This window comes from Bacillus methanolicus PB1 (assembly GCF_000262755.1).
Taxonomy (GTDB): domain Bacteria; phylum Bacillota; class Bacilli; order Bacillales; family Cytobacillaceae; genus Bacillus_Z; species Bacillus_Z methanolicus.
The window spans coordinates 259,385-285,674 of the sequence record NZ_AFEU01000002.1 but is presented as its reverse complement, the minus strand read 5'-3'; the positions used below and the strand labels follow the sequence as shown (position 1 = coordinate 285,674).

Genomic DNA, 26,290 nt, shown 5'->3' with positions numbered 1-26,290 from the left:
TCTTTTTGCATTTTGACGGTGATTTTATCATAAAAAAAGAGCCGTTTTTTGGCTGGAAGGTGGAAATAACACCTGATTTTTGGAGGTATACTCGCTTTAAATTCTACTTTTCGGAAGGTTATGAGCCTTTATTTCATTTTATGAGCCCTTATTTTGATATATGAGCCTTGGATCTGAAATATGAGCCTTCATTCCGATATATGTGCCTTCGTCAAGAAATATGAGCCTTTATTTTGATTTATGATCCCTCGTTCAGATAAATGAGCCTTTGTTTTGATATATGAGCTTTCATCTTTGTTTTGTGCAATTGAAAAATGCAGAGTTGTGCAACCGGGAATACAGAGAATTGCAACTTGACATTTGAGCCTCTGCGGGCATGACTACTAGGCCAAGAAGCCAGCAGTAGCAGTATTAATGGCTGGCTTTGCCCAACAAGGCAATCATGCCCGCCTCTTCATGTAAAGTTGGGCTAAGCCAAATTATTTGCAACATCTGCACTTTTATTTTGCAAAAAACACATCTCGATAAATGAGGTTTCATTTTCATTAATGAGCCTTCAATCCAATACAAGATCCTTCGTTCTGAATTATGATCATTTGCTCCGACCTATGATCCTTCATTCCAAAATATGATCCTTCGTCCAGATATTGAGTCTTTATTCTTAGATATGCGCCTTCAATCCAATATATGATCCCTGTTCCGACCAATTGAACCTTCATTCCCATAAATGAACCATAATTGCAATAATTGAGCCATCATTATATAATGTATAAACCGCCGTACCACTTTCATGACTTTTCATTCAATAAATGATCTATCACCATACATAGATTGCCACACAAGAAACCGTTTTGCCAAAAACCTTATCCTCAGCAAGACGTTTAATCTCCATTTTTAAAAGAACTCCTTACCATAATAAAGGTTTGAGAAAGGCATATTTGGAAAAAATAAAATAACAATCGAGCGTTGCATCTCTCTACGTAAATCATGTATAATTAAAGTCAAATATAGTCAAAGTCAGATTGGAGGAGGATTGGTGAGAAACATATCGGATATCATTGAAAACTATCTTAAAAACGTTCTTGAAATGAGTGAACGTGAAGTTGTCGAAATTAAAAGGAGCGAGATTGCTGAGAAGTTTCAATGTGTTCCGTCACAAATCAATTACGTGATCAATACCCGCTTCACGATAGAACGAGGATATGCCGTAGAAAGTAAACGCGGCGGCGGCGGTTATATACGCATTATGAAAGTGAAGACCAATGAAAATGCAGACTTAATAGATGACTTGCTTTCGTTAATTCAAAACAGAATTTCGCAGAGCAGTGCGGAAGCCGTCATTTATCGAATGATTGAAGAAGAGGTTATTACAAAAAGAGAAGCGAAAATCATGCTAAGCGTAATTGACCGTTCAGTATTATATATAGATCTTCCTTACAGAGATGAACTTAGAGCCCGGATGCTAAAAGCGATGCTGACATCTCTAAAATATAAATAAACACAAGCGAGCAGAGAGGTGAAAACATTGATATGCGAGGAATGTAATCAAAGGCCGGCAACGCTGCATTTTACAAAAATTATTAATGGAGATAAAACAGAAGTCCATTTATGTGAGAAGTGTGCACATGAAAAGGGCGAAATGTTTATGCTTAATAATGGTACAGGTTTTTCTATCAATAATTTATTAGCAGGGATGTTAAATATTCAACCAACCTTCCAACATGCAAAGCAAGATCCTTTTCAAAATGAAGAAGTATTTCAATGCAGCATTTGTAAAATGACTTTTTCTCAATTTGTTAAAGTAGGGCGCTTTGGGTGTGCAAATTGCTATGAGACATTCAAAAACCACTTAAATCCTGTTCTTAAAAGATTGCACAGCGGCAATTCGATCCACAATGGCAAAATTCCAAAAAGAATTGGAGGTAATATTCATCTTAAGAAAAAATTGGAAAATCTAAAAAACAGCCTAAAAGAATTGATTGCAAACGAAGAATTTGAAAAAGCTGCAATAATAAGAGACGAGATCCGTTCGCTGGAAAAAAAGATTTCGGAGTTTAACGAGGGAGGGGATTAAGCTTGTCTTTGGAACGTTTTATCAGCCAGGCCGTCAGCTCATGGATGAGTGCTGAAGGTCCTGACTCGGATATCGTCCTGAGCTCACGCATCCGGCTAGCGCGGAATTTACGTGAATTTAGATTTCCAACTTTATACTCCTATGAAGAAGCTTTTGCTGTACTTAAAAGAATTGAAGAACATGCGAGCAAAGGCTTTCCGGGACAAATAGGAACATTAGAGCTTTTAAAAATGGATGAGTTGCAGCCTCTTCAAAAAAGAGTTTTGGTAGAAAAACATCTCATAAGCCCACATCTTGCTGAACATTCAAATCACGGAGCCTGCTTGCTTTCTGAGAATGAGGAAGTCAGCATCATGATTAATGAAGAGGATCATATTCGCATCCAATGTTTATTCCCCGGTCTTCAGCTAACCGAAGCCCTCAATGTAGCCAATGAGGTCGATGACTGGCTGGAGGAACATATTGATTATGCTTTTGATGAATATAAAGGATATTTAACAAGCTGTCCAACAAACGTTGGGACGGGAATTAGAGCATCTGTAATGATGCATTTGCCAGCTCTTGTATTAACTCAGCAGCTGAATCGAATCATTCCTGCGATTAACCAGCTTGGTTTGGTGGTAAGAGGTATATACGGTGAAGGAAGCGAAGCATTAGGAAATATTTTTCAAATATCAAACCAAATCACACTTGGAAAATCTGAACATGATATTGTAGAAGATTTAAAAAGTGTTGTCAGACAGTTAATTACGCAGGAAAGGTCAGCGAGAGAAGCATTAGCAAAAACTTTAAACATACAATTAGAAGACAGAGTATTCCGCTCGTACGGAATTCTGGCCAACAGCAGGATTATTGAATCAAAGGAGGCAGCTCGATGCCTCTCAGATGTCAGACTCGGAATTGATATGGGCTATATTAAGAACCTGTCTAAAAAAATATTGAATGAATTGATGATTTTAACGCAGCCCGGGTTTCTGCAACAATATGCGGGAGGTCCTTTGCGTCCTGAAGAACGAGATATTCGCAGAGCTGCTTTAATAAGAGAAAGACTAACTATGGAAAATAAAGAAAAGTAAGGAGGATGATCATATGATGTTTGGACGTTTTACAGAAAGAGCTCAGAAGGTGCTTGCATTAGCACAGGAAGAAGCCATCCGTTTAGGACATAATAATATTGGCACAGAGCATATTTTGTTAGGTCTTGTCCGTGAAGGCGAAGGGATTGCTGCAAAAGCGCTGTACGCCTTGGGGCTTGGTTCCGAAAAGATTCAAAAAGAGGTAGAAAACCTGATTGGAACCGGAAAAGAAGTGTCGCAGACGATCCATTACACTCCAAGAGCTAAAAAAGTGATTGAGCTTTCAATGGATGAAGCTCGTAAACTTGGTCATTCATACGTTGGGACAGAGCATATATTATTGGGGTTAATCCGTGAAGGTGAAGGAGTCGCAGCCCGGGTTTTAAATAATCTTGGCGTAAGCCTTAATAAGGCCCGCCAGCAGGTTCTTCAATTATTGGGCAGCAACGAATCAGGAGGGCATCAAAGCGGAACGGCTGTCAGCGCCAATACGCCTACATTAGACAGTCTGGCCCGTGATTTAACAGCAATTGCCCGTGAAGGAAGTTTGGATCCGGTCATTGGACGAAGCAAAGAGATTCAAAGAGTCATTGAAGTGTTAAGTCGCCGGACAAAAAACAACCCGGTATTAATAGGCGAACCGGGTGTCGGAAAGACAGCGATCGCAGAAGGTCTTGCCCAGCAAATTGTCAATAATGAAGTTCCGGAAATTTTAAGAGACAAACGGGTTATGACCCTTGACATGGGTACGGTTGTAGCCGGAACAAAATACCGAGGCGAGTTTGAGGACCGCTTAAAGAAAGTAATGGATGAAATCCGCCAGGCCGGCAATATAATTTTGTTTATTGATGAGCTGCATACATTAATTGGTGCGGGTGGAGCTGAGGGCGCAATTGATGCTTCAAACATTTTGAAACCTTCATTAGCCCGAGGGGAACTTCAATGTATTGGTGCGACAACGCTTGATGAATATCGGAAGTACATTGAGAAAGACGCAGCTCTTGAAAGACGTTTCCAGCCGATTATGGTCGATGAACCTACGCCTGAAGAATCCATCCAAATTTTAAAGGGTCTTCGTGACCGGTATGAGGCTCACCATCGTGTATCCATTACTGATGAAGCAATTGACGCTGCCGTTAAGCTGTCAGACAGGTATATTTCTGATCGTTTCCTGCCGGACAAAGCGATCGATCTAATTGATGAGGCAGGATCAAAAGTAAGACTGCGTTCTTTCACAACACCTCCGAACTTAAAAGAACTGGAAATGAAGCTTGAGGAAGTAAGAAAAGAAAAAGATGCAGCGGTCCAAAGCCAGGAATTTGAAAAAGCAGCTTCTTTAAGGGATACAGAACAACGTTTGCGTGAACAGCTCGAAGAAACGAAGAAATCATGGAAAGAAAAACAAGGACAAGAGAACAGCGAAGTAACGGTGGAGGATATCGCAAGTGTCGTATCAAGCTGGACCGGCATTCCTGTTTCCAAGCTTGCACAGACAGAAACGGAGAAACTTTTAAAACTTGAAGAAATCCTACACTCACGCGTGATTGGCCAGGAAGAAGCTGTGAAAGCAATTTCTAAGGCTGTTCGCCGTGCCCGGGCGGGGTTAAAGGATCCAAAACGCCCGATCGGTTCATTTATTTTCCTTGGCCCTACTGGTGTCGGGAAAACAGAACTTGCCCGTGCTTTGGCTGAAGCCATGTTCGGGGATGAGGATGCAATGATTCGAATCGATATGTCCGAATACATGGAGAAACATTCAACTTCTCGTCTTGTCGGTTCACCGCCGGGGTATGTCGGTTATGAAGAAGGCGGCCAACTGACAGAAAAGGTTCGAAGAAAACCGTACTCTGTCATACTTCTTGATGAAATCGAAAAAGCACATCCGGATGTTTTCAACATCTTATTGCAAGTACTTGAAGATGGCCGTTTAACCGACTCTAAGGGCCGGACGGTAGATTTCCGCAATACTGTGTTAATAATGACATCCAACGTCGGTGCGGAAGCGCTGAAGCGTAATAAATATGTAGGCTTTAACATTCAAGATGGCGAACAGGACTACAAAGATATGAAAGGAAAAGTAATGGAAGAGCTGAAAAAAGCGTTCCGTCCTGAATTCCTTAACCGTATCGATGAAATTATTGTGTTCCATGCATTAGAGAAAAAGCATTTAAGAGAAATTGTTTCATTAATGGCAGAACAATTAATGAAACGTTTGAAAGAGCAAGATATTCATCTGGAATTAACCGATGCGGCAAAAGAAAAAATCGCGGAAGAAGGATATGATCCTGAATACGGGGCACGTCCGCTTCGCCGGGCTATTCAAAAGCATATTGAAGACCGATTATCTGAAGAACTGCTGAAAGGGGCAGTGTTAACCGGTCAACGTGTTGTAATCGATGTGGAAGATGGGGAGTTTGTTGTTAAAACAGCGGAACCGACAACAACGACGAATTTGTAAAAAATGAATCATTTGAGCCGAGATACACGTAAAGATGTTTGCGTGTATCTCTTTTTTGTGGAAAAGGGGCGGAGCTGCGCCAATTAAGATAGAAATGGCAACTTATTTTTGCAAGATACTTGTTTAGCTTTGTAAATATTTAGAGCTTGGCTTCGCTCACACCGCCTTATTATGTTGGTTCAGTTTTATTAATGAAAGCTATTACCATGTAAGGGTTGGGAGTTTAAAACTCATGCACGTTTTTTGTGGAAAAGGGGCGGAGCTGCGACAATAAAGATAGAAATGGCAACTTATTTTTAGCAAGATACTTGTTTAGCTTTGAAAATATTTAGAGCTTGGCTTCGCTCACACCGCCTTATTATGTTGGTTCAGTTTTATAATGAAAGCTATTTCCATGTTAGGGTTTGGAGTTTAATACTCATGCTCGTTTTTTGTAAAAGATATATAATAAGGGCAAATGAATCATAAAAGTGGACGTTGAAAGGTATGTTAAGAGAGGAAGAAATTTATGGCAAGAAGAAAAACGAAGTTTATATGTCAAGAATGCGGCTATGAATCGCCAAAATGGATGGGGAAATGCCCTGGCTGCGGAGAATGGAACAAAATGGTCGAGGAAGTGGAACCTGCCGGCATCGGCAGAAGAAGGGCTTTCGCACATTCTGTCGGATCTTCCTCAGTTCCTTCAAAAGCTACGCCGATTACTTCAATTGAAACCGCTAGTGAACCTCGCATTCAAACAGATCTAAATGAATTAAACAGGGTCCTTGGAAACGGGATTGTCAAGGGTTCTTTAGTGTTAATCGGAGGGGACCCCGGAATAGGAAAATCAACATTGCTTTTACAAGTATCTTCACAACTTGCTGCAAAAAACTATCAAGTTTTATATGTATCCGGGGAGGAATCGCTGCGCCAGACAAAGCTCAGGGCGGACCGCCTTGGAGTGTCTTCTGAAAATTTGCTTGTGTATTCAGAAACCAATCTTGAGGAAATAAGCAGAACAATTGAAAATGTTTCACCAAGCTTTGTAATTGTCGATTCAATCCAAACGGTTTTTCACCCGGAAGTTACGTCCGCACCCGGAAGCGTTTCGCAGGTAAGAGAGTGTACTGCAGAATTGATGAGAATTGCGAAAACGAAAGGGATTGCTGTTTTTATTGTCGGGCATGTGACAAAAGAAGGCTCTATTGCAGGTCCGCGCCTTTTGGAACATATGGTTGATACCGTTTTATATTTTGAAGGAGAGAGGCACCATACATACCGCATATTGCGCGCAGTCAAAAACAGGTTCGGATCGACAAATGAAATGGGTATTTTTGAGATGAAAGAATTTGGTCTTGAAGAAGTAGAAAATCCGTCGGAAATTTTTCTTGAGGAACGGTCTCATGGTGCAGCAGGTTCCACAGTTGTCGCGTCAATGGAAGGCACGAGGCCGGTCCTTGTAGAAATTCAAGCGCTTATTTCGCCTTCGAGTTTTGGAATTCCGAGGCGGATGGCAACAGGTGTTGATCATAACAGGGTTCCGCTTTTAATGGCTGTTCTTGAAAAAAGGGTTGGAATGCTGCTTCAAAACCAGGATGCATATTTAAAAGTGGCCGGCGGAATAAAGCTTGATGAGCCGGCTATTGATCTGGCAATTGCGGTCAGCATTGCTTCCAGTTTTCGAGATAAGCCGACAAGGCCAACGGATTGTATTATCGGCGAAGTCGGATTAACGGGCGAAGTAAGGCGAGTTTCAAGGATTGAGCAAAGGGTGCAGGAAGCAGCGAAACTCGGTTTTGAAAGAGTGATTTTGCCGCAAAATAATCTCGGAGGATGGAAAGGTCCGAAAGGTATCGAATTGGTCGGAGTTTCTTCCGTGAGCCAGGCACTTCAAGTTACGTTAGGAGGATGATCATGGATAACAAACGGCTGAGTGATAAGACTATGAGTGAAATCTTGGAGTTTATGGCGCCCGGCACACCTATTCGAGAAGGAATTGATAATGTCCTTCGAGCCAACACCGGCGGTCTTATCGTCGTGGGCTACAACGAAAAAGTGAAAAACATTGTAGATGGGGGCTTTGAGATTCATTGTCCGTTTACTCCCAGTTATTTATATGAACTTGCCAAAATGGACGGGGCAATTATTCTAAATGATACGGGAAATAAAATTTTAATTGCGAACGCTCTGCTTGCTCCCGACCCCAGCATCCCTTCTACCGAAACAGGCATGCGGCACCGGACAGCAGAAAGAGTAGCCAAACAAACGAAAGCATTGGTCATCGCTATTTCCCAGAGGAGAAACGTAATCACGCTGTATCATGGCAATATCCGTTATGCCTTGAGGGATATTGCCGTTATTTTAACGAAAGCAAATCAGGCCATCCAAACTCTTGAAAAATACAAAGCCGTACTGGAGCAAAGCATAGCAAATTTAAGTATTCTTGAGTTTGAGGAACTGGTTACATACAGCGATGTTTTACAAGTAATCCACCGCTTTGAAATGGTGTCAAGGATTAAAAACGAATTGTTAATGTATGTAAATGAACTTGGCACTGAAGGGCGGCTGATCCGCCTGCAAATGAACGAACTGCTCACTGATATGGAAAAAGAAGCGATGCACATCATAAAAGATTATGCCCATAATCGGGAAGTGAAAACTCAAGAAATTCTTCTCCGCCTTCAGGAAATGTCCCAGGGAGAAGTTGTTGAGGATCAGGCTATTTTAAAACTGCTTGGCTACACCGGTTATGTACATATAGATGAAATTATTTTTCCGAGAGGCTATAGAATGTTGAGCAAAATTCAGCGGCTCCCGCCAATTATTATAGAAAATCTCATTACACGATTTGAGAAACTCCCGGAAATTATCAATGCTACTGTTGAGGAGCTGGATGATGTGGAAGGGATTGGTGAGGTAAGAGCAAGAAAAATTAAGGAAGGGCTTAAACTGTTAAAGGATCAGCTTTTTGCTGACAGGCAATTGTAATTTTGTAATTGATCTAACTATTTTCATATGCTAGAATGAAAATTTAAATTGTTTGACACTTTATTTTTACGGTGCTACCCTAAAGTTGAGAAAATATCCTAATTTCATAAACGTTATTATTGTAAAACCTTTTTTTCAATAAGTTAACAAAAAGAAAATAATCTGTAATAATACGTTTCAATTTAAGAGATTTGTTTATAATTAGTATAAGGAGGTGATGGAATGTTAAAACGTATTGTTCAGGCGTGCTTTTTGATCACTGGCGGGACGCTTGGCATCTTTTTAATTCCAGATTTATTATCTTTGTTAAGCATTGATAACATTCGTCTTATTAATAATCCATATGTATCCGCAATTTTAGGTGCACTTATATTTTATCTTGTTACTTTTTGGGCGGTAGATTATGTTATTGAGTTTGTACGATGGGTAGAGGATTCTCTCATTAAGGCGCCGATTACTGAAATTATTTTTGGAAGCGTCGGCCTTGTTTTTGGGTTAGTCGTTGCATTTCTAATCGGTTTTGCCTTAAATTCAATTCAAGTTCCGATTCTAAATACGGTTGCACCTATTTTACTTACTCTTTTATTCGGTTATCTAGGTTTTCAGGTTGGATTTAAAAAACGGGACGAGCTTTTGAACTTATTTACAAATAAAAAGAAAAAAGGTCTCGATGAAGAAGTTGAGAAAGCGGAAAGCAGCACTTTAAAAATTTTGGACACAAGTGTTATCATCGACGGCCGTGTTGCTGATATTTGTCAGACAGGATTTCTTGAGGGAACGATAGTCATCCCTCAGTTCGTCCTCGAAGAACTCCAGCATATTGCTGATTCATCAGATGTGCTGAAACGAAACAGGGGCCGGAGAGGTCTGGATATTCTTAATCGCATCCAAAAAGAACTCGCAATCAAAGTTGAAATTTATGAAGGCGATTTTGAGGAAATCCAGGAAGTTGACAGCAAGTTAGTCAAACTTGCAAAATTAACAAATGGTGTTGTCGTAACGAATGATTTTAACCTTAACAAAGTATGTGAATTGCAAAATGTTTCTGTCTTGAATATCAATGATCTTGCCAACGCGGTTAAACCGGTTGTTCTGCCAGGAGAAGAATTAAGTGTTCAAGTCATTAAAGACGGTAAAGAGCAGAAACAAGGGGTCGCTTATTTAGATGATGGCACGATGATTGTTGTTGAAGATGGCCGTGATTTTATTGGCAAGCGCATTGATGTCATTGTGACAAGTGTGCTGCAAACTTCTGCAGGCCGAATGATTTTTGCAAAACCGAAGTTGTTAGAAAAAGCACTCTAAAAAGACAAGCGAAAGCGCCTCGGTTTAGGCCCGACAGCTGCTTGCGGTCCTGCCGGTAAAGTCTTACTTTTGACTTCATTGGAAAGAAAAGCGAAGCGACCTCAAGCTGCTTATAGCATCACTTTTTCAACTCATGCTTTGCATAAGATAATCGAGGAAGATTATTCGAGGGTGAAAACTGCCTGGGCGCTGTAGCTAGATATATTAAGATAGGAGTTAGTCTATGGCTTATCGGGTCATTATTCCTGCTGCCGGCCAGGGGAAAAGAATGGGAGCGGGGAAAAATAAGCTTTTACTTACATTAAATGATGTTCCTGTACTTATTCACACATTAAAGGTTTTTGAAGAGGACGGAAAATGCGAGGGAATCGTACTTTCCATTCACCCGCAAGATGAAAAAGAATTCCGCTCTCTTATACATGAATACGGAATCAAAAAAGTAACAGCCATTGTTCCCGGCGGAGCGGAAAGACAGCATAGCGTTTATAACGGGTTAAAAGTTCTCCCGGAAAATGGAATTGTTCTTGTTCATGATGCTGCAAGGCCGTTTATCGATATAGAGACGATCCACAGGCTGACAGCTATGGCAGAAAAGACCGGAGCGGCGATCGTTGCCGTTCCGGTTAAGGATACGATTAAAAAAGTGCAAAGCTACACTGTGACGGAAACCGTTGAACGTTCCAGCTTGTGGGCAGTCCAGACCCCACAAGCTTTTCGTATTTCCTTATTGCTCGAGGCGCACCGCAAGGCGGAGGCCGAGGGCTTTATCGGGACGGATGATGCTAGCCTTGTAGAGCGTTTGGGACATAAGGTAATTGTAACTGAAGGCAATTACGATAATATTAAACTGACAACTCCGGAAGACTTGTTTTTTGCCGAGGCAATCCTTCGAAAAAAACAGTATATGGAGAAAGAAGGCTAAAGCAACCATTTTGTAAAAGGAGAATGTAAATGTTTCGTATAGGACAAGGGTTTGATGTACATCAATTTGCCGAAGACCGTCCTCTTATATTAGGAGGAATTACGATCCCGTATGAAAAGGGTCTGCTCGGCCACTCTGATGCAGATGTACTTTTGCATGCGGTAGCGGATGCTTGTTTAGGAGCTATCGGTGCAGGTGATATTGGAAGACACTTTCCGGATACAGATCCGGCCTTTAAAGATGCGGACTCAGCAAAGCTTCTGGAAGAAGTGTGGAAGATTGTGAAAAAGAAAGGCTATGAGCTCGTCAATGCGGATTGTACGATAATCGCCCAAAAACCGAAAATGGCTCCGTATATTGAAAAGATGCGGCAACGAATCGCCGAGTTGCTGGAGGCGGCCCCTGAGGAAGTGAATGTGAAAGCGACTACGACTGAAAAGCTCGGTTTTACCGGGAGAGAAGAAGGGATTGCGGCCCAGGCCGTTGTTCTATTGAAAAAAAGGACGAAAGCTTCTTCATTATCTTTATAAAGAATAAACAGAATGATACAATTAGCTAGTTAAAATTTAAAAAAGGAGGGGCTCTTTTTGTCAAAGGAAATTCGCGTGCGTTATGCTCCGAGTCCAACTGGACATTTACATATAGGAAATGCCCGTACAGCTTTGTTTAACTATTTATTTGCTAGAAACAAAGGCGGAAAATTCATTATCCGGATTGAGGATACGGATAAAAAACGGAATATTGAAGGAGGCGAACAAAGCCAGCTGAAATATTTAAAATGGCTGGGCATCGACTGGGATGAAAGCACAGATGTCGGCGGCGAATATGGACCTTACCGCCAGTCTGAGCGCAATGACATTTATAAAAAGTATTACGAGGAACTTTTAGAAAAGGACCTTGCATATAAATGCTATTGTACAGAAGAGGAACTTGAAGCAGAACGGGAAGCTCAAATGGCACAAAATGAAATGCCTCGTTATTCAGGCAAATGCCGCCATTTAACAGAAGAAGACCGTCAAAAGTTTGAAAAGGAAGGGCGCAAACCAAGCATCCGCTTTAAAGTGCCGGAAGGAAAAATCTATGCCTTTGATGATATGGTAAAAGGCCGTGTTTCTTTCGAATCTGACGGAATCGGTGATTTTGTCATTGTCAAAAAAGATGGAACGCCAACATACAACTTTGCTGTGGCAGTGGATGATTATTTAATGAAAATTTCGCACGTGTTGCGCGGAGATGACCATATTTCAAACACACCGAAACAATTAATGATATTTGAGGCATTCGGCTGGGAAGCGCCTGTTTATGGGCATATGACGCTGATTGTCAACGAAAACCGCAAAAAGCTCAGCAAGCGGGACGAGTCGATTATTCAGTTCATCGAACAGTACGAAGAATTAGGGTATCTGCCTGAGGCTTTATTTAACTTTATTGCTTTGCTTGGATGGTCTCCATCCGGAGAGGAAGAAATTTTTTCGAAAGAAGAATTCATTGAAATTTTTGATCCGAGCCGTTTATCCAAGTCACCGGCGCTGTTCGATAAACAGAAGCTTACATGGATGAACAACCAGTATATGAAAAAGCAAGACTTGGACATAGTGGTTGAACTGTCGCTGCCGCATCTAATCAAAGCAGGCCGCCTCCCTGAAAACATGGCCGATGAAGAGCGCCGATGGGCAAGAGAACTCGTTGCTTTACATCATGAAAAATTGAGCTATGGAGCGGAAATCGTTCCGTTAACGGAATTGTTCTTTAAAGATGAAATAGAATATGAGGAAGAAGCGAGGGAAGTTCTCTCAGAAGAACAAGTTCCTGAAGTATTAAAAGCTTTTTCCGAAGAGATTGAAAAGCTCGAAGAATTTAACGCAGAAAAAATTCAAGCTGCGATGAAAGCTGTGCAGAAAGCAACAGGCCAAAAAGGGAAAAAACTGTTCATGCCAATTCGGGCGGCTGTTACCGGCCAAACACATGGCCCTGATCTTCCAAAAACAATTGAACTGTTAGGAAAAGAAAAAATTCAATCGCGTGTACAAGCGATTATCGGTTAACATATTTTAAGAAATGTTATATATTAAGAGTAATTCCATAAAGCAAAAGTGTTGAAGAGGACAAGTAAAAAAATGATGCTTTTCAGAGAGAACCATCATTGGCTGAAAGTGGTTCAAGCCTCTCGTTTTTTGAAATGCCCCTCTGAGCCCCGCGTCGAAAAGGAATTTGAAATGAGTAGACTTGGGCGGAACCCTTCCGTTAACAGGTGAAAGTTGAAGCCGAAAGTGCGGCTTAAACAGAGTGGAACCGCGCGCGTAAGCGTCTCTGTCGCTTGAACAGAGGCGCTTTTTTGATTTTTTAGGAAAATAGAGTTTGAAAAATCCAGGTGCAGGGAGGTTAGCAAATGTTTAAGAGATTAAAGGAAGATATAGAAGTTGTTTTTGATCAAGATCCGGCAGCGAGAAGTTATCTGGAAGTCATCTTAACGTATTCCGGTCTGCACGCTATATGGGCTCATCGGATTGCACATGCCTTATATAAACGAAAATTTTATTTTTTTGCGAGAGTCATTTCACAAATCAGCCGTTTTTTTACCGGCATTGAAATCCACCCTGGAGCAAAAATTGGACGTCGTTTCTTCATCGACCACGGAATGGGGGTAGTCATTGGAGAAACATGTGAAATAGGAGATAATGTAACCGTGTACCAAGGAGTAACTCTTGGCGGTACCGGAAAGGAAAAAGGAAAGAGACATCCGACCGTAAAGGATAATGCGCTGATTGCAACAGGAGCAAAAGTTCTTGGCTCCATCACAATAGGGGAAAACGCAAAAATAGGAGCCGGAGCAGTCGTCCTTCAAGATGTTCCCCCCAATTCCACAGTGGTGGGGATGAAAGCAAGAGTCGTTGTAAGAGACGGAATCCGGGTTAAAGATCTAGACCATACGAATGTTCCGGATCCAATTGCAGACCGGTTTAAAGAAATGGAGAAAGAGATTAATGAACTAAAAAAAGCGCTTGAAGAACTCACCAAAGAAAGGAGCAAAGTGAATGCCGATTAAAATTTTTAATACATTAACCAGAAAGAAAGAAGAGTTTGTTTCGCTTGAACCGGGAAAAATTAAAATGTATGTATGCGGACCGACGGTATATAACTATATTCATATTGGAAACGCACGGCCGGCAATTGTTTTTGACACTGTTCGCCGCTATTTTCAGTTTCGCGGGTATGATGTTCAGTTCGTCTCGAATTTTACGGATGTTGATGACAAGTTAATTAAAGCGGCCAATGAATTGGGTGAGGATGTGCCGACGATAGCGGAACGGTTTATTAATGCTTATTTCGAGGATGTATCGGCCCTCGGCTGCAAAAAGGCTGATGTGCACCCGAGGGTAACGGAAAACATGGATATCATCATTGAATTTATTAGCGCCTTAATTGAAAAAGGCTATGCTTATGAGTCTGAAGGGGATGTGTATTACCGGACAAGAAAGTTTGACGGGTACGGAAAGCTCTCCCATCAATCAATTGACGAGCTTCGGGCCGGGGCGCGCATTGAAGTGGGTGAAAAAAAGCACGATCCTCTTGATTTTGCTCTCTGGAAAGCAGCCAAAGAAGGAGAAATATCCTGGGAAAGCCCTTGGGGGAAAGGACGTCCCGGCTGGCATATTGAGTGCTCTGCAATGGTAAAGAAATATTTAGGAGATACTATTGATATTCATGCAGGAGGACAAGACCTGACATTTCCGCATCACGAAAATGAAATCGCCCAGTCAGAAGCTTACACTGGAAAAACATTTGCCCGCTATTGGATGCATAACGGTTATATTAATATCGATAATGAAAAAATGTCCAAATCGCTCGGAAACTTTGTGTTAGTGAATGATATTATTAAAAAACACGACCCGCAAGTATTAAGGTTTTTTATGCTTTCCGTTCATTATCGGAACCCGATCAACTACAGCGGGGAGTTACTGGAAAATACAAAAGCGGGATTAGAAAGGATTAAAACCTCTTATCAAAACTTAAAACACCGTAAAAATGCGAGTACAGGCCTGACTGAGAATAATCAAGAATGGCTTAATAAAATTAAATCGCTCCGTGAACAATTTATTCGTGAGATGGATGATGATTTTAACACAGCAAACGGAGTATCAGTTTTATTTGAACTGTCAAAGGCAGCAAATTATTATCTGTTGGAAAAGAACACTTCACAAGAAGTGATTAATGCTTTTATGAAGGAATTTGAAGAATTATTTTCTGTTCTTGGCTTAACCCTTGAAAAAGAAGAACTCCTTGATGAGGAAATTGAAGCATTAATCGAAAAGCGGATTCAAGCCCGCAAAAACCGCGATTTCCAGCTTGCAGATCAAATTCGTGATCAATTAAAAGATATGAATATTATTTTAGAAGATACTCCTCAAGGGACAAGATGGAAAAGAGGCTGACAGCATGCTTGACTATGATCATAAGATTGACGAAAACCAATTAAATAGTCTTGCACTGGCCTATATGGGAGATGCTGTTTTTGAGAAATATGTCAGATATCACCTTTTGCAAAGCGGGAAGGTAAAGCCTCACGATCTGCATAGAGAATCAACAAAATATGTGTCGGCAAAAGCTCAGTCTCAGATTATTCATCAGCTTCTTGAAAATGGAGAATTGAGCGATCATGAAGTTGCTGTTGTAAAAAGAGGACGCAACGCAAAATCGGGTACAGTGCCGAAAAATACGGATGTGCAAACATACAGGTACAGCACTGCATTTGAAGCGTTGCTCGGATATTTATTTTTATCAAAACAGGAAAAGAGGCTTGAGGAAATTATTAAAGCCGCCTTCCAGCTGATCGAGACAGGGAAAGGAGGAGCATCTTTATGAATCAAGATTTTATCATCGGGAAAAACCCTGTCATTGAAGCACTTAAATCAGAACGCAATATTAATAAAATTATAATTGCAGAAGGTTCCCATCGGGGACAGATGCAGCAAATCACAAGGCTTGCGAAGGAAGCGAATGTGCCCGTACAATTCGTGCCAAAGAAAAAGCTGGATCAGATATTTGATGGGAATCACCAGGGCATCATCGCCTATGTTGCAGCATATCAGTATGCAGAATTAGACGATTTATTTGCCGTTGCAGAAAAAAAACAAGAGCCTCCTTTCTTATTGTTGTTAGATGAAATCGAGGATCCCCACAACCTGGGGTCGATCATAAGAACTGCTGATGCCGCGGGAGTTCATGGGATCATCATTCCAAAACGGAGGGCGGTAGGATTAACAGCAACTGTTGCCAAGGCATCGACAGGAGCAATTGAATATATTCCGGTTGTCAGAGTCACAAATATGGCTCAAATCATTGATGAACTAAAAGACAGGGGATTGTGGATCGCCGGTACAGATGCAAAAGGGAAAGAAGACTATCGTACATTTGACGGAACACTCCCGCTTGGATTAGTCATCGGCAGTGAAGGAAAAGGAATGGGGAGGCTTATCCGCGATAAATGTGATTTCCTTATTCATTTGCCAATGACAGGCCATGTTACCTCGCTTAATGCCTCAGTTGCTGCTGCCCTTTTAATGTATGAGGTTTACCGTAAACGCCATCCTTTAGGGGAATGAATATGGACATTATGATTGTAGACGGTTACAACATTATCGGGGCATGGCCGGAATTAAGGGCTTTAAAAAACAGCGACCTGGCTGCCGCAAGAGACCGTTTGATAGATAACATGGCGGAATATCAGGCATACACCGGGTATCGGGTAATTATTGTGTTTGATGCCCAATTTGTAAAAGGTGTTGAAAAGAAATACAAAAATTTTAAAGTGGAAGTTATTTTTACAAGAGAGAATGAAACGGCCGATGAGAGAATTGAAAAATTAGCCATCTCTTTAAGCAACCGGAAAACTCAAATACATGTTGCAACCTCGGATTATACCGAACAGTGGGCGATATTTGGACAAGGTGCGCTCCGAAAATCGGCGCGAGAATTATTAACCGAAATGGAAGTTATCAAAAAAGGAATTGAAAAAAGCGTAAAAAAAATTCAAACGAAAAAACCCTTATCGAAGATTCCTCTTAGTGATGAAGTGGCAGAAATTTTTGAAAAATGGCGCAGAGAACAGTGACGGGCTGTTGACGCTGTAAAATCGGGTACTGTATAATATTTTTATCTATGCTTGCGCGGGCGGGGGGATCTGTGTGACGATTGACTTCAGATCGAAACTCAACGAAAAGTATGTTCAGCTTGAAGATGAGGTAATCGTGGAATTGGTGCACAATGGAGAAAGTGAGGCTTTGGATTATCTGATCCATAAGTACAGGAATTTCGTGCGTGCAAAAGCGCGCTCTTATTTCCTGATTGGAGCGGATAAGGAGGATATCGTCCAGGAAGGAATGATCGGTTTATACAAAGCGATCCGTGATTTTAAAGAGGACAAGCTCACTTCGTTTAAAGCGTTTGCAGAATTGTGCATAACCAGGCAGATTATAACCGCCATTAAAACAGCTACGAGACAGAAGCATATTCCGCTGAATTCATATGTTTCATTAGACAAGCCGATTTATGATGAGGAATCGGACAGGACCTTAATGGATGTTATCTCCGGGGCAAAAGTGATGGATCCTGAAGAGTTAATTATCAATCAGGAAGAGTTCGACCATATCGAAGTGAAAATGACAGAGCTCTTAAGCGATTTGGAACGAAAAGTTCTTGCGCTCTATTTAGATGGCCAGTCCTATCAGGAAATTTCGGAAGAATTGAATCGACATGTGAAGTCAATTGATAATGCGCTGCAACGGGTAAAAAGAAAATTGGAGCGGTATCTGGAAGTCAGGGAATTTTCGCTTTAGGAACTATGAATTCACAGATTCTTACAGTCTTTTATTGACTTTAATATAGGTGCGTGGTAAAGTTTTAACGACGTAAAAGGGAGATTAGCAGGTGTGAAAAATGAGGAAAAAAGTAGTTTTGGCCTGCGTCGAGTGCGGATCACGCAATTATTCAACGACCAGCAATAAAAAGACACAGACGGAGCGTATGGAACTCAACAAATTTTGCCGAACTTGCGGCAAGCAGACAATTCATCTAGAAACAAAATAAATTCCCTTTACAAGATCGATTTCTTCAGGTTATTCCCAGAAAAGTTGGAGGTTACGAAATGCAACGCATAGCTGATTTTTTCCGTGAAACAGCACGTGAAATGAGAAAGGTAAGCTGGCCAAAACGCAAAGAATTAACTCGTTACACGATCACAGTTTTAACTACAGTAACATTTTTTGCCTTGTTTTTCGCGATTATTGACTTAGGAATTTCTGAATTGATTCGATTTATTCTTGAATAATCCATGTAAACTAATGTTATAATGGTGAATAATGCAGGATAGATTTACAAAAGCCCGGAAACGGGTTTTTTCATTTGTTCAAAAATTAATTGTAGAAGTTCGTACATTTGAAAATATGATTTTAAAAGTACGGGGAGGGAAGGACGATAAAGTCCTCATAAATGGAAAAAAATTGGTATGTTGTTCATACGTACTCTGGTTATGAAAACAAAGTAAGGGCGAACCTGGAAAAACGTGTAGAATCGATGGGAATGCAGGATAAAATTTTCCGGGTTATTGTTCCTGAAGAAGAAGAAACCGAAATTAAAAACGGAAAAAAGAAAGTGTTAAAGCGAAAGGTGTTTCCTGGCTATGTCCTTGTCGAGCTTATCTTGACCGATGATTCCTGGTACGTTGTCCGCAATACTCCCGGCGTTACCGGTTTTGTTGGATCGGCAGGTTCTGGATCCAAACCGACGCCGCTTCTCCCTGAGGAAGTAAACGCTATTTTAAAACGCATGGGTGTTGAAGAAAAACGCATAGATATTGACTTTGAGATTGGTGAAATGGTTCAAGTGAAAGAAGGCCCGTTTGCCAACTTTACTGGCATGATTGAAGAAATTGATAAAGACAAAGCAAAGATTAAAGTTCTTGTCAACATGTTTGGCCGGGATACTCCGGTCGAGCTTGATTTTTCACAAATTGAAAAATTATAATCTGAAAAAACTTGAAATCAGCTCAGAAAAATGATAATATTTCATAGGTCAGTATGTCTCGGAAAATGAGGCTGGACATTTGTCAAGTTCTTTATCTTAATATAAAGACTTCTATATGAGTGGGAGGGTATAATCCCTATTACCACATCACGGACTTTAAGGAGGTGTGTCTCGTGGCTAAAAAAGTAATTAAGATTGTTAAATTGCAAATCCCTGCCGGTAAAGCGAATCCAGCACCGCCGGTTGGTCCTGCGCTGGGTCAAGCTGGTGTTAACATTATGGGATTCTGTAAAGAGTTTAATGCTCGGACAGCTGATCAAGCTGGATTAATCATTCCTGTTGAAATTACGGTATTTGAAGACCGTTCTTTTACATTTATTACGAAAACTCCTCCTGCTGCTGTACTTCTTAAAGTTGCAGCTGGAATTCAGTCAGGTTCCGGTGAACCGAATCGTAATAAAGTAGCAACAATTAAGCGTGACAAAGTGCGCGAGATTGCTGAACAAAAAATGCCTGACCTAAACGCATCAAGCGTTGAAAGTGCAATGCGCATGGTTGAAGGTACTGCACGCAGCATGGGTATCGTTATCGAAGACTAATCCGTACTTGTCGGAAATGATTTGGCTTGAGGTTGCGACGATGAATTTGTTTCACTCGCAACCTTTATTCGTCCAGCTAAGGTGCTTGACAAGGCGCCTGCGCTTTTGTACTTATATAGAAAGTTTAACTTTGATAATGCAGAAAAGCGTCTTTGGATTAGATACTCAGTCTAGCTACAGCGCCTAGCCCCTCGAGGTCTCCTCACGCCTGCCAATAAAGTCAAAAAGCGACTTCATTGGCAGGACCGCAAGCAGATGTAGGGGCTAATCAAGGCGCTTGCGCTTTTCTTAAGTGGGAGGTTATTCCGCTAAAACCACATTCAAGGAGGAAAATTAAAAATGGCTAAAAAAGGTAAGAAGTATTTAGAAGCTGCGAAGCTTGTAGATCGTTCAAAAGCTTACGCAATCGAAGAAGCGATCGATCTTGTAAAGAAAACAAGTATTGTAAAATTTGATGCAACAGTTGAAGCAGCATTCCGTCTTGGGGTTGACCCTAGGAAAGCAGATCAGCAAATCCGCGGTGCAGTTGTTCTTCCTAACGGTACCGGTAAAACTCAACGCGTGCTTGTATTCGCGAAAGGTGAAAAAGCGAAAGAAGCAGAAGCTGCCGGTGCAGACTACGTAGGTGATTCTGAATACATCAATAAAATCAACCAAGGTTGGTTTGAATTTGATGTAATCGTTGCTACACCTGACATGATGGGTGAAGTCGGTAAACTTGGACGTGTATTAGGGCCAAAAGGCTTAATGCCAAACCCTAAAACGGGTACAGTTACTTTTGATGTCGAACGTGCAGTAAAAGAAATCAAAGCTGGTAAAGTTGAATACCGTGTTGACAAAGCCGGCAACATCCACGTTCCGATCGGTAAAACATCTTTCGAAAGCGAAAAGCTTGTTGAAAATTTCAACACAATCTTTGAAACAATGTTAAAAGTAAAACCAGCTGCTGCAAAAGGCACTTACATGAAGAACGTAACTGTTACTTCAACAATGGGACCAGGAATCAAAGTTGATCCTTCATCTGTTGCAGTCAAATAATGATAGTTGACAATCTGAATCCAGCTTAATATAATGGATTCTGTTGTGAATATAGAATAACATTTATACCGCAGACAGTAGGTGCCGAATGGCTTAATTTCCTACCGAGGTAATACGATAGATTTAGTTAGTCCGCTAAAAGGCGGCTATTGTATACTGCCTCCATGTCTGTGAAAAGATGTGGAGGTTTTTTATTGGACGGTATGAATGTAGAAAATATACAGGAGGTGTAAGGATGAGCAGCGCAATCGAACAAAAGAAACAAATCGTACAAGAAATTGCCGAAAAGTTTAAAGCCAGCAAAACAACAATCGTTGTAGACTATCGTGGTCTTAATGTTGCTGAAGTAACTGAGCTTCGCAAACAGCTTCGTGAAGCTGGCATCGAATTCAAAGTATACAAAAATACTTTAACTCGACGTGCGGCTGAAGCTGTTGAACTTACTGGCTTGAATGAAGCTTTAACAGGTCCAAACGCGATCGCTTTCAGCAACGAAGACGTTGTTGCTCCGGCGAAAATTTTAAACGAATTTGCGAAAAACCACGAAGCTCTTGAAATTAAAGCAGGTGTAATTGAAGGAAATATCGCAACAGTGGAAGAAATTAAAGCTCTTGCAGATCTACCATCCCGCGAAGGCTTGCTTTCTATGCTACTCAGCGTTCTTCAAGCACCTATCCGCAACTTTGCTCTTGCAGCAAAAGCGGTTGCAGACCAAAAAGAAGAGCAAGGCGCATAGGCTGAAGATAGTGTTTGCCGGTTAAATAAAACAACAAATAAGGAGGAAATTTAAAATGACTAAAGAACAAATTATTGAAGCAGTTAAAAATATGACTGTTTTAGAATTAAATGAATTAGTAAAAGCAATTGAAGAAGAGTTCGGTGTAACTGCTGCTGCTCCTGTAGCTGTTGTAGGTGGCGCTGCTGGCGGCGAAGCTGCTGCTGATAAAACTGAATTTGACGTTATTCTTGCATCTGCAGGCGACCAAAAAATCAAAGTTATCAAAGTTGTACGTGAAATTACAGGTCTTGGCCTTAAAGAAGCAAAAGAACTTGTTGACAACACTCCAAAGCCTCTTAAAGAAGGCGTTTCTAAAGAAGAAGCTGAAGAAATCAAAGCTAAACTTGAAGAAGTTGGAGCTGGCGTTGAAGTTAAGTAATGAAAAAAGGCTCGCTGCATAGCGGGCTTTTTCAAATTTTTTGCTTTTTCCTAATAAATAGCATATAATACCGTTCATATAGCAATCCTCGATTCCCTCATTGACTCTCCATCGGAGGTGAACTTCATGTCTGACCATTATTACTCCCGGACTCAAAATGTTGTAAGTGACCCTGTCTATTGGGATTATAAGCTTCGAAATAATATCTTTCGTTTTAAGACGGATAATGGTGTTTTTTCAAAAAGAGAAATAGATTTTGGATCAAGGTTGTTGATAGAGACGTTTGCATTGCCTGATGTAGAGGGAAATGTTTTGGATGTCGGTTGTGGTTATGGGCCAATTGGGCTTTCGATTGCGAAAAGCTTCGAAACTATTTCTGTTCATATGGTGGATGTAAATGATCGTGCCCTTGCACTTGCTAAAGAGAATGCTCTATTAAACAAAATTGATAATGTCCTAATTTATGAAAGTGACCGATTGACTGGTGTAAAAGAACACGATTTTGCATCCATCGTCACAAATCCTCCGATTCGGGCAGGAAAAAAGATTGTCCACGATATTTTTGAACAAAGTGTCAGCCATTTAAAACCAGGCGGGGAACTGTGGGTTGTCATTCAAAAAAAGCAGGGAGCTCCTTCGGCAATCGATAAGTTAAATGAAATCTTTGATGAAGTGGGCATCGTTGAAAAAAAGAAAGGTTATTTTGTTATCCGAGCAAAAAAATATTGACTAGCATAATATGCTATGTTAGTATTATAAAATGCCAACAGAATATTCTCGGAAATATTGCTAATTTCATTGGGATTTGTATAAAAATGGTTTTATAAGGAAAAAATAACAAAATAATAGTTCGTATTGTGAAAATGTGGTTTTTAATAAAAAACCCTTTTTCTTTTTTGTCTTATGACAGGCTTGTCCTGGATAAGACGTAAATAGATGCAATTATTACGCTTGATTTGAGGGGTGAATCAGTTGACAGGTCAACTAGTTCAGTATGGACGACACCGCCAGCGAAGAAGTTATGCAAAAATCAGTGAAGTACTAGAATTACCAAATCTCATTGAAATCCAAACCTCTTCGTATCAATGGTTTCTTGATGAAGGTTTGCGTGAAATGTTCCAAGACATTTCACCGATTGAGGATTTTACTGGTAACTTGTCGCTTGAGTTTATTGATTACAGTCTTAGCGAGCCGAAGTATTCCGTAGAAGAATCAAAGGAACGGGATGTTACATATTCAGCGCCTCTGCGTGTGAAAGTCCGTCTCGTCAACAAAGAAACCGGCGAAGTAAAAGACCAGGATGTTTTTATGGGAGACTTCCCTTTAATGACGGATACCGGAACGTTCGTTATTAACGGAGCAGAACGTGTTATTGTATCTCAGCTTGTACGTTCCCCGAGTGTATATTATAGCGAGAAGGTTGATAAGAACGGGAAGAAGGGTTTTACTGCAACCGTAATCCCGAACCGCGGCGCTTGGCTGGAATATGAAACCGATGCCAAAGATGTCGTGTATGTAAGAATTGATCGTACGAGGAAACTTCCTGTTACGGTGCTTTTGCGTGCTCTCGGATTTGGCTCTGATCAAGAAATCATTGATTTGATTGGAGATAACGAATATATCCGTAATACTCTGGAAAAGGACAATACAGAAAGTACTGAAAAGGCGCTGTTAGAAATTTATGAGCGGCTTCGTCCGGGCGAACCGCCGACAGTAGAAAACGCTAAAAATTTGTTAATTTCCAGATTTTTTGATCCAAAGCGTTATGATTTAGCGAGCGTTGGCCGTTATAAGATTAATAAGAAGCTTCATATTAAAAACCGTCTTTTCGGCCAGACTCTTGCTGAGACGTTGGTAGACCCTGAAACAGGCGAAATTATTGCTGAAAAAGGGACGACTCTAGACCGTCGTACATTAGACAGAATCATTCCAAATCTTGAAAAAAACATTGGTTTTGCGACTTTCAGCCCTGCAGGAGGCGTTGTTGAAGAAGACATTCATCTTCAAACTATAAAAATATATGCCCCGAATGAAGAAGGCGAGAAAGTAATCAATGTAATCGGTAATGCGTATGTAGAAGAACACATTAAAAATATCACTCCTGCAGATATTATCTCGTCCATCAGTTATTTCTTTAATTTGCTGCATGGTGTTGGAGATACTGATGATATTGACCATTTAGGAAACAGACGCCTCCGTTCTGTTGGAGAGCTGCTTCAAAACCAATTTAGAATAGGGTTGTCGCGGATGGAGCGCGTTGTCCGCGAAAGAATGTCGATTCAAGATACTGCGACGATTACGCCGCAGCAACTGATAAACATTCGTCCAGTTATCGCTTCTATTAAAGAATTTTTCGGAAGCTCCCAGTTGTCCCAGTTTATGGACCAGACAAACCCGCTTGCAGAATTAACGCATAAACGCCGTCTTTCTGCGTTAGGGCCTGGCGGTTTAACTCGTGAACGCGCTGGCTTTGAGGTTCGGGATGTTCACTATTCCCACTATGGCCGCATGTGTCCGATTGAAACACCTGAAGGTCCGAACATTGGTTTGATCAACTCCTTGTCAACATATGCAAAGGTGAACCGTTTTGGTTTTATCGAAACTCCGTACCGCCGTGTTGATCCGGAAACCGGAAAAGTAACCAACCAGATTGATTATTTAACGGCTGATGAAGAAGATAACTATGTGGTTGCCCAGGCAAATGCCCGCCTTGGAGAAGACGGTTCCTTCCTTGATGAGGAAGTTGTGGCTCGTTTCCGCGGAGAAAACACAGTCGTCAAGCGCGACCGTGTCGATTATATGGATGTATCGCCAAAACAGGTTGTTTCAGCTGCAACAGCATGTATTCCATTCCTTGAAAACGACGACTCAAACCGTGCGCTAATGGGTGCAAACATGCAGCGTCAGGCAGTGCCGTTAATGCAGCCTGAAGCGCCGATCGTTGGTACTGGTATGGAATATGTATCTGCAAAAGATTCCGGGGCAGCTGTTATATGTAAACACGATGGAATCGTAGAACATGTAGAAGCCCGCGAAATTTGGGTGCGCCGCGTTAAAGAAGTTGATGGCCAAGAAGTTAAAGGCGACTTAGACAAATACAAATTGTTAAAGTTTGTTCGATCCAACCAAGGAACTTGCTATAATCAGCGTCCGATTGTCAAAGTCGGAGACCGTGTTGTTAAAGGGGAAATTTTAGCAGATGGCCCTTCAATGGAGAAAGGCGAACTGGCTCTTGGCCGAAATGTACTTGTAGCATTTATGACATGGGACGGTTACAACTACGAGGACGCAATTATCATGAGTGAGCGTCTTGTAAAAGACGATGTCTATACTTCTATTCATATTGAAGAATATGAATCAGAATCTCGTGATACTAAGCTTGGTCCTGAGGAAATTACGCGTGATATTCCAAACGTTGGGGAAGATGCCCTCCGCAACCTTGATGAGCGAGGTATTGTCCGCATCGGAGCAGAAGTAAAAGATGGAGACCTTCTTGTTGGAAAAGTAACGCCAAAAGGGGTTACAGAACTAACTGCAGAAGAGCGTCTTTTACATGCGATCTTCGGTGAAAAAGCTCGTGAGGTCCGCGATACATCGTTGAGAGTGCCTCATGGCGGCGGCGGAATCGTCTTAGATGTTAAAGTCTTTAACCGTGAAGACGGAGATGAACTTCCTCCAGGTGTAAACCAGCTTGTTCGCGTATATATCGTCCAAAAACGTAAAATCTCTGAAGGAGATAAAATGGCGGGACGCCACGGTAACAAAGGTGTTATTTCCCGCATTCTTCCTGAAGAAGATATGCCTTTCCTTCCGGATGGAACACCTGTCGATATAATGTTAAATCCATTGGGAGTTCCATCGCGCATGAACATCGGTCAAGTGTTTGAACTCCATCTTGGCATGGCTGCGAGAGCGCTTGGAATTCACGTTGCTTCGCCGGTATTTGACGGTGCGAATGAAGAAGATGTCTGGTCGACAATCAAGGAAGCAGGAATGGCCCCTGATGCGAAGACCGTTTTATATGACGGACGGACTGGAGAGCCATTTGATAACCGCGTCTCCGTTGGTGTCATGTATATGATCAAATTAGCTCACATGGTTGACGATAAACTTCATGCTCGTTCAACCGGGCCATACTCGCTTGTTACACAGCAGCCGCTTGGTGGAAAAGCACAATTCGGCGGACAGCGTTTCGGGGAGATGGAGGTTTGGGCGCTTGAAGCATACGGAGCTGCCTATACACTCCAAGAAATTCTTACCGTTAAATCGGACGATGTTGTCGGGCGCGTAAAAACGTATGAAGCAATTGTGAAAGGTGAAAATGTACCGGAGCCTGGAGTTCCTGAATCATTCAAAGTATTAATCAAAGAGCTTCAAAGCTTAGGTATGGATGTCAAAATCCTTTCAAGTGATGAAGAAGAGATTGAAATGCGCGACCTGGAAGATGAAGAAGAACTTCAACAGGCCGAATCTTTTACGATTGCACCGGAGCTTGAAAAATCCGAATCAGAAAAAGTAGGTACAAAAGAATAACATCAAAAAAGATATTCAAAGTGCCGCTTCCAGTCCCTGAATAAGGCGCGCCCTTGAGAAAGATGCTGTTTTTTTTCAAAGGGACCGCCAAGGGACTGGGCATGCCGGCTGGACAATGAAGCAATAAGGGTAAAACCTG

The 26,290-nt window shown here is 41.3% G+C and carries 25 protein-coding genes and 2 other annotated features; all 25 genes read left to right on the top strand.

The annotated features are described in order from the left end of the window. Nucleotides 1-1,033: 1,033 nt before the first annotated feature. A complete protein-coding gene (locus tag PB1_RS06495; protein ID WP_420796290.1) occupies nucleotides 1,034-1,498 on the top strand; it encodes a CtsR family transcriptional regulator in 465 nt (154 codons plus the stop codon). A gap of 27 nt (nucleotides 1,499-1,525) precedes the next feature. Further along, complete coding sequence (locus PB1_RS06490) at nucleotides 1,526-2,074, top strand: protein-arginine kinase activator protein McsA (protein WP_003351461.1); 549 nt, start codon at nucleotides 1,526-1,528, stop codon at nucleotides 2,072-2,074. A 44-nt stretch (nucleotides 2,075-2,118) separates the two neighbouring features. Beyond that, entirely contained in the window at nucleotides 2,119-3,150 is a 1,032-nt protein-coding gene (locus tag PB1_RS06485; RefSeq protein WP_420796295.1) for a protein-arginine kinase McsB, read from the top strand. A gap of 13 nt (nucleotides 3,151-3,163) precedes the next feature. Further along, entirely contained in the window at nucleotides 3,164-5,608 is a 2,445-nt protein-coding gene (gene clpC / locus PB1_RS06480) for an ATP-dependent protease ATP-binding subunit ClpC (RefSeq protein WP_003351459.1), read from the top strand. Nucleotides 5,609-6,116: 508 nt separating this feature from the next. After that, the gene (gene radA, locus PB1_RS06475) at nucleotides 6,117-7,499 is read left to right on the top strand and encodes a DNA repair protein RadA (RefSeq protein ID WP_003351457.1); all 1,383 of its coding nucleotides are present in this window, start codon (nucleotides 6,117-6,119) and stop codon (nucleotides 7,497-7,499) included. Between the two features lie 2 nt (nucleotides 7,500-7,501). Beyond that, nucleotides 7,502-8,575 (top strand): DNA integrity scanning diadenylate cyclase DisA, encoded by a 1,074-nt coding sequence (gene disA, locus PB1_RS06470; protein WP_003351456.1) that lies wholly within the window; start codon nucleotides 7,502-7,504, stop codon nucleotides 8,573-8,575. Nucleotides 8,576-8,797: 222 nt separating this feature from the next. Next, nucleotides 8,798-9,880 carry a PIN/TRAM domain-containing protein gene (locus tag PB1_RS06465; RefSeq protein WP_003351455.1) on the top strand — a complete coding sequence of 361 codons (1,083 nt, stop codon included), beginning with the start codon at nucleotides 8,798-8,800 and terminating at the stop codon, nucleotides 9,878-9,880. Between the two features lie 223 nt (nucleotides 9,881-10,103). Next, nucleotides 10,104-10,802, top strand: coding sequence for a 2-C-methyl-D-erythritol 4-phosphate cytidylyltransferase (gene ispD / locus PB1_RS06460; protein ID WP_003351454.1), 699 nt, complete (start codon nucleotides 10,104-10,106; stop codon nucleotides 10,800-10,802). 29 nt (nucleotides 10,803-10,831) lie between these two features. Beyond that, complete coding sequence (ispF, locus tag PB1_RS06455) at nucleotides 10,832-11,332, top strand: 2-C-methyl-D-erythritol 2,4-cyclodiphosphate synthase (RefSeq protein WP_003351453.1); 501 nt, start codon at nucleotides 10,832-10,834, stop codon at nucleotides 11,330-11,332. Between the two features lie 57 nt (nucleotides 11,333-11,389). After that, nucleotides 11,390-12,847 carry a glutamate--tRNA ligase gene (gltX, locus tag PB1_RS06450; protein ID WP_003351452.1) on the top strand — a complete coding sequence of 486 codons (1,458 nt, stop codon included), beginning with the start codon at nucleotides 11,390-11,392 and terminating at the stop codon, nucleotides 12,845-12,847. A 42-nt stretch (nucleotides 12,848-12,889) separates the two neighbouring features. Beyond that, nucleotides 12,890-13,117 (top strand) — a binding site (T-box leader). A 74-nt stretch (nucleotides 13,118-13,191) separates the two neighbouring features. Further along, complete coding sequence (gene cysE / locus PB1_RS06445) at nucleotides 13,192-13,848, top strand: serine O-acetyltransferase (protein WP_003351451.1); 657 nt, start codon at nucleotides 13,192-13,194, stop codon at nucleotides 13,846-13,848. After that, nucleotides 13,838-15,235: a cysteine--tRNA ligase gene (gene cysS, locus PB1_RS06440; protein WP_003351450.1), complete on the top strand. Its 1,398-nt coding sequence runs from the start codon at nucleotides 13,838-13,840 to the stop codon at nucleotides 15,233-15,235. Before cysE ends, cysS begins: the two co-directional genes overlap by 11 nt. Nucleotides 15,236-15,239: 4 nt before the next feature. Beyond that, complete coding sequence (locus tag PB1_RS06435; protein WP_003351448.1) at nucleotides 15,240-15,665, top strand: Mini-ribonuclease 3; 426 nt, start codon at nucleotides 15,240-15,242, stop codon at nucleotides 15,663-15,665. Next, a complete protein-coding gene (gene rlmB, locus PB1_RS06430) occupies nucleotides 15,662-16,405 on the top strand; it encodes a 23S rRNA (guanosine(2251)-2'-O)-methyltransferase RlmB (RefSeq protein WP_003351447.1) in 744 nt (247 codons plus the stop codon). The genes PB1_RS06435 and rlmB overlap by 4 nt, the downstream gene beginning before the upstream one ends. Before the next feature lie 2 nt (nucleotides 16,406-16,407). Further along, nucleotides 16,408-16,914, top strand: a complete 507-nt coding sequence (locus PB1_RS06425) for an NYN domain-containing protein (RefSeq protein WP_003351446.1) — start codon at nucleotides 16,408-16,410, stop codon at nucleotides 16,912-16,914. Between the two features lie 67 nt (nucleotides 16,915-16,981). Continuing rightward, nucleotides 16,982-17,638, top strand: coding sequence for an RNA polymerase sporulation sigma factor SigH (gene sigH, locus PB1_RS06420; protein ID WP_337999021.1), 657 nt, complete (start codon nucleotides 16,982-16,984; stop codon nucleotides 17,636-17,638). 100 nt (nucleotides 17,639-17,738) lie between these two features. Beyond that, nucleotides 17,739-17,888 (top strand): 50S ribosomal protein L33, encoded by a 150-nt coding sequence (rpmG, locus tag PB1_RS16915; RefSeq protein WP_003351444.1) that lies wholly within the window; start codon nucleotides 17,739-17,741, stop codon nucleotides 17,886-17,888. A 58-nt stretch (nucleotides 17,889-17,946) separates the two neighbouring features. Further along, nucleotides 17,947-18,129 carry a preprotein translocase subunit SecE gene (gene secE / locus PB1_RS06415; protein WP_003351443.1) on the top strand — a complete coding sequence of 61 codons (183 nt, stop codon included), beginning with the start codon at nucleotides 17,947-17,949 and terminating at the stop codon, nucleotides 18,127-18,129. A gap of 161 nt (nucleotides 18,130-18,290) precedes the next feature. Beyond that, nucleotides 18,291-18,824, top strand: a complete 534-nt coding sequence (nusG, locus tag PB1_RS06410; RefSeq protein WP_003351442.1) for a transcription termination/antitermination protein NusG — start codon at nucleotides 18,291-18,293, stop codon at nucleotides 18,822-18,824. 173 nt (nucleotides 18,825-18,997) lie between these two features. After that, nucleotides 18,998-19,423: a 50S ribosomal protein L11 gene (gene rplK / locus PB1_RS06405; protein WP_003351441.1), complete on the top strand. Its 426-nt coding sequence runs from the start codon at nucleotides 18,998-19,000 to the stop codon at nucleotides 19,421-19,423. A 339-nt stretch (nucleotides 19,424-19,762) separates the two neighbouring features. After that, on the top strand, nucleotides 19,763-20,461 hold the full coding sequence (gene rplA / locus PB1_RS06400) for a 50S ribosomal protein L1 (protein ID WP_003351440.1): 699 nt from the start codon (nucleotides 19,763-19,765) through the stop codon (nucleotides 20,459-20,461). 50 nt (nucleotides 20,462-20,511) lie between these two features. Then, nucleotides 20,512-20,663, top strand: a sequence feature (ribosomal protein L10 leader region). Nucleotides 20,664-20,696: 33 nt separating this feature from the next. Beyond that, nucleotides 20,697-21,197 carry a 50S ribosomal protein L10 gene (gene rplJ / locus PB1_RS06395; protein ID WP_003351439.1) on the top strand — a complete coding sequence of 167 codons (501 nt, stop codon included), beginning with the start codon at nucleotides 20,697-20,699 and terminating at the stop codon, nucleotides 21,195-21,197. 55 nt (nucleotides 21,198-21,252) lie between these two features. After that, nucleotides 21,253-21,618 carry a 50S ribosomal protein L7/L12 gene (gene rplL, locus PB1_RS06390; protein ID WP_003351438.1) on the top strand — a complete coding sequence of 122 codons (366 nt, stop codon included), beginning with the start codon at nucleotides 21,253-21,255 and terminating at the stop codon, nucleotides 21,616-21,618. A gap of 126 nt (nucleotides 21,619-21,744) precedes the next feature. Continuing rightward, nucleotides 21,745-22,347, top strand: a complete 603-nt coding sequence (locus PB1_RS06385; protein WP_003351437.1) for a class I SAM-dependent methyltransferase — start codon at nucleotides 21,745-21,747, stop codon at nucleotides 22,345-22,347. A gap of 243 nt (nucleotides 22,348-22,590) precedes the next feature. Beyond that, complete coding sequence (gene rpoB / locus PB1_RS06380) at nucleotides 22,591-26,151, top strand: DNA-directed RNA polymerase subunit beta (protein ID WP_003351436.1); 3,561 nt, start codon at nucleotides 22,591-22,593, stop codon at nucleotides 26,149-26,151. Nucleotides 26,152-26,290: the final 139 nt, after the last annotated feature.

What these genes read in the sequence shown, in the direction of transcription:
- PB1_RS06485 (WP_420796295.1), top strand. Translation starts at nt 2,119, where the DNA reads ATGAGTGCTGAAGGTCCTGACTCGGATATCGTCCTGAGCTCACGCATC.
- clpC (WP_003351459.1), top strand. Translation starts at nt 3,164, where the DNA reads ATGATGTTTGGACGTTTTACAGAAAGAGCTCAGAAGGTGCTTGCATTA.
- radA (WP_003351457.1), top strand. Translation starts at nt 6,117, where the DNA reads ATGGCAAGAAGAAAAACGAAGTTTATATGTCAAGAATGCGGCTATGAA.
- disA (WP_003351456.1), top strand. Translation starts at nt 7,502, where the DNA reads ATGGATAACAAACGGCTGAGTGATAAGACTATGAGTGAAATCTTGGAG.
- PB1_RS06465 (WP_003351455.1), top strand. Translation starts at nt 8,798, where the DNA reads ATGTTAAAACGTATTGTTCAGGCGTGCTTTTTGATCACTGGCGGGACG.
- ispD (WP_003351454.1), top strand. Translation starts at nt 10,104, where the DNA reads ATGGCTTATCGGGTCATTATTCCTGCTGCCGGCCAGGGGAAAAGAATG.
- ispF (WP_003351453.1), top strand. Translation starts at nt 10,832, where the DNA reads ATGTTTCGTATAGGACAAGGGTTTGATGTACATCAATTTGCCGAAGAC.
- cysE (WP_003351451.1), top strand. Translation starts at nt 13,192, where the DNA reads ATGTTTAAGAGATTAAAGGAAGATATAGAAGTTGTTTTTGATCAAGAT.
- cysS (WP_003351450.1), top strand. Translation starts at nt 13,838, where the DNA reads ATGCCGATTAAAATTTTTAATACATTAACCAGAAAGAAAGAAGAGTTT.
- PB1_RS06435 (WP_003351448.1), top strand. Translation starts at nt 15,240, where the DNA reads ATGCTTGACTATGATCATAAGATTGACGAAAACCAATTAAATAGTCTT.
- rlmB (WP_003351447.1), top strand. Translation starts at nt 15,662, where the DNA reads ATGAATCAAGATTTTATCATCGGGAAAAACCCTGTCATTGAAGCACTT.
- PB1_RS06425 (WP_003351446.1), top strand. Translation starts at nt 16,408, where the DNA reads ATGGACATTATGATTGTAGACGGTTACAACATTATCGGGGCATGGCCG.
- rpmG (WP_003351444.1), top strand. Translation starts at nt 17,739, where the DNA reads ATGAGGAAAAAAGTAGTTTTGGCCTGCGTCGAGTGCGGATCACGCAAT.
- secE (WP_003351443.1), top strand. Translation starts at nt 17,947, where the DNA reads ATGCAACGCATAGCTGATTTTTTCCGTGAAACAGCACGTGAAATGAGA.
- nusG (WP_003351442.1), top strand. Translation starts at nt 18,291, where the DNA reads ATGGAAAAAAATTGGTATGTTGTTCATACGTACTCTGGTTATGAAAAC.
- rplA (WP_003351440.1), top strand. Translation starts at nt 19,763, where the DNA reads ATGGCTAAAAAAGGTAAGAAGTATTTAGAAGCTGCGAAGCTTGTAGAT.
- rplJ (WP_003351439.1), top strand. Translation starts at nt 20,697, where the DNA reads ATGAGCAGCGCAATCGAACAAAAGAAACAAATCGTACAAGAAATTGCC.
- rplL (WP_003351438.1), top strand. Translation starts at nt 21,253, where the DNA reads ATGACTAAAGAACAAATTATTGAAGCAGTTAAAAATATGACTGTTTTA.
- PB1_RS06385 (WP_003351437.1), top strand. Translation starts at nt 21,745, where the DNA reads ATGTCTGACCATTATTACTCCCGGACTCAAAATGTTGTAAGTGACCCT.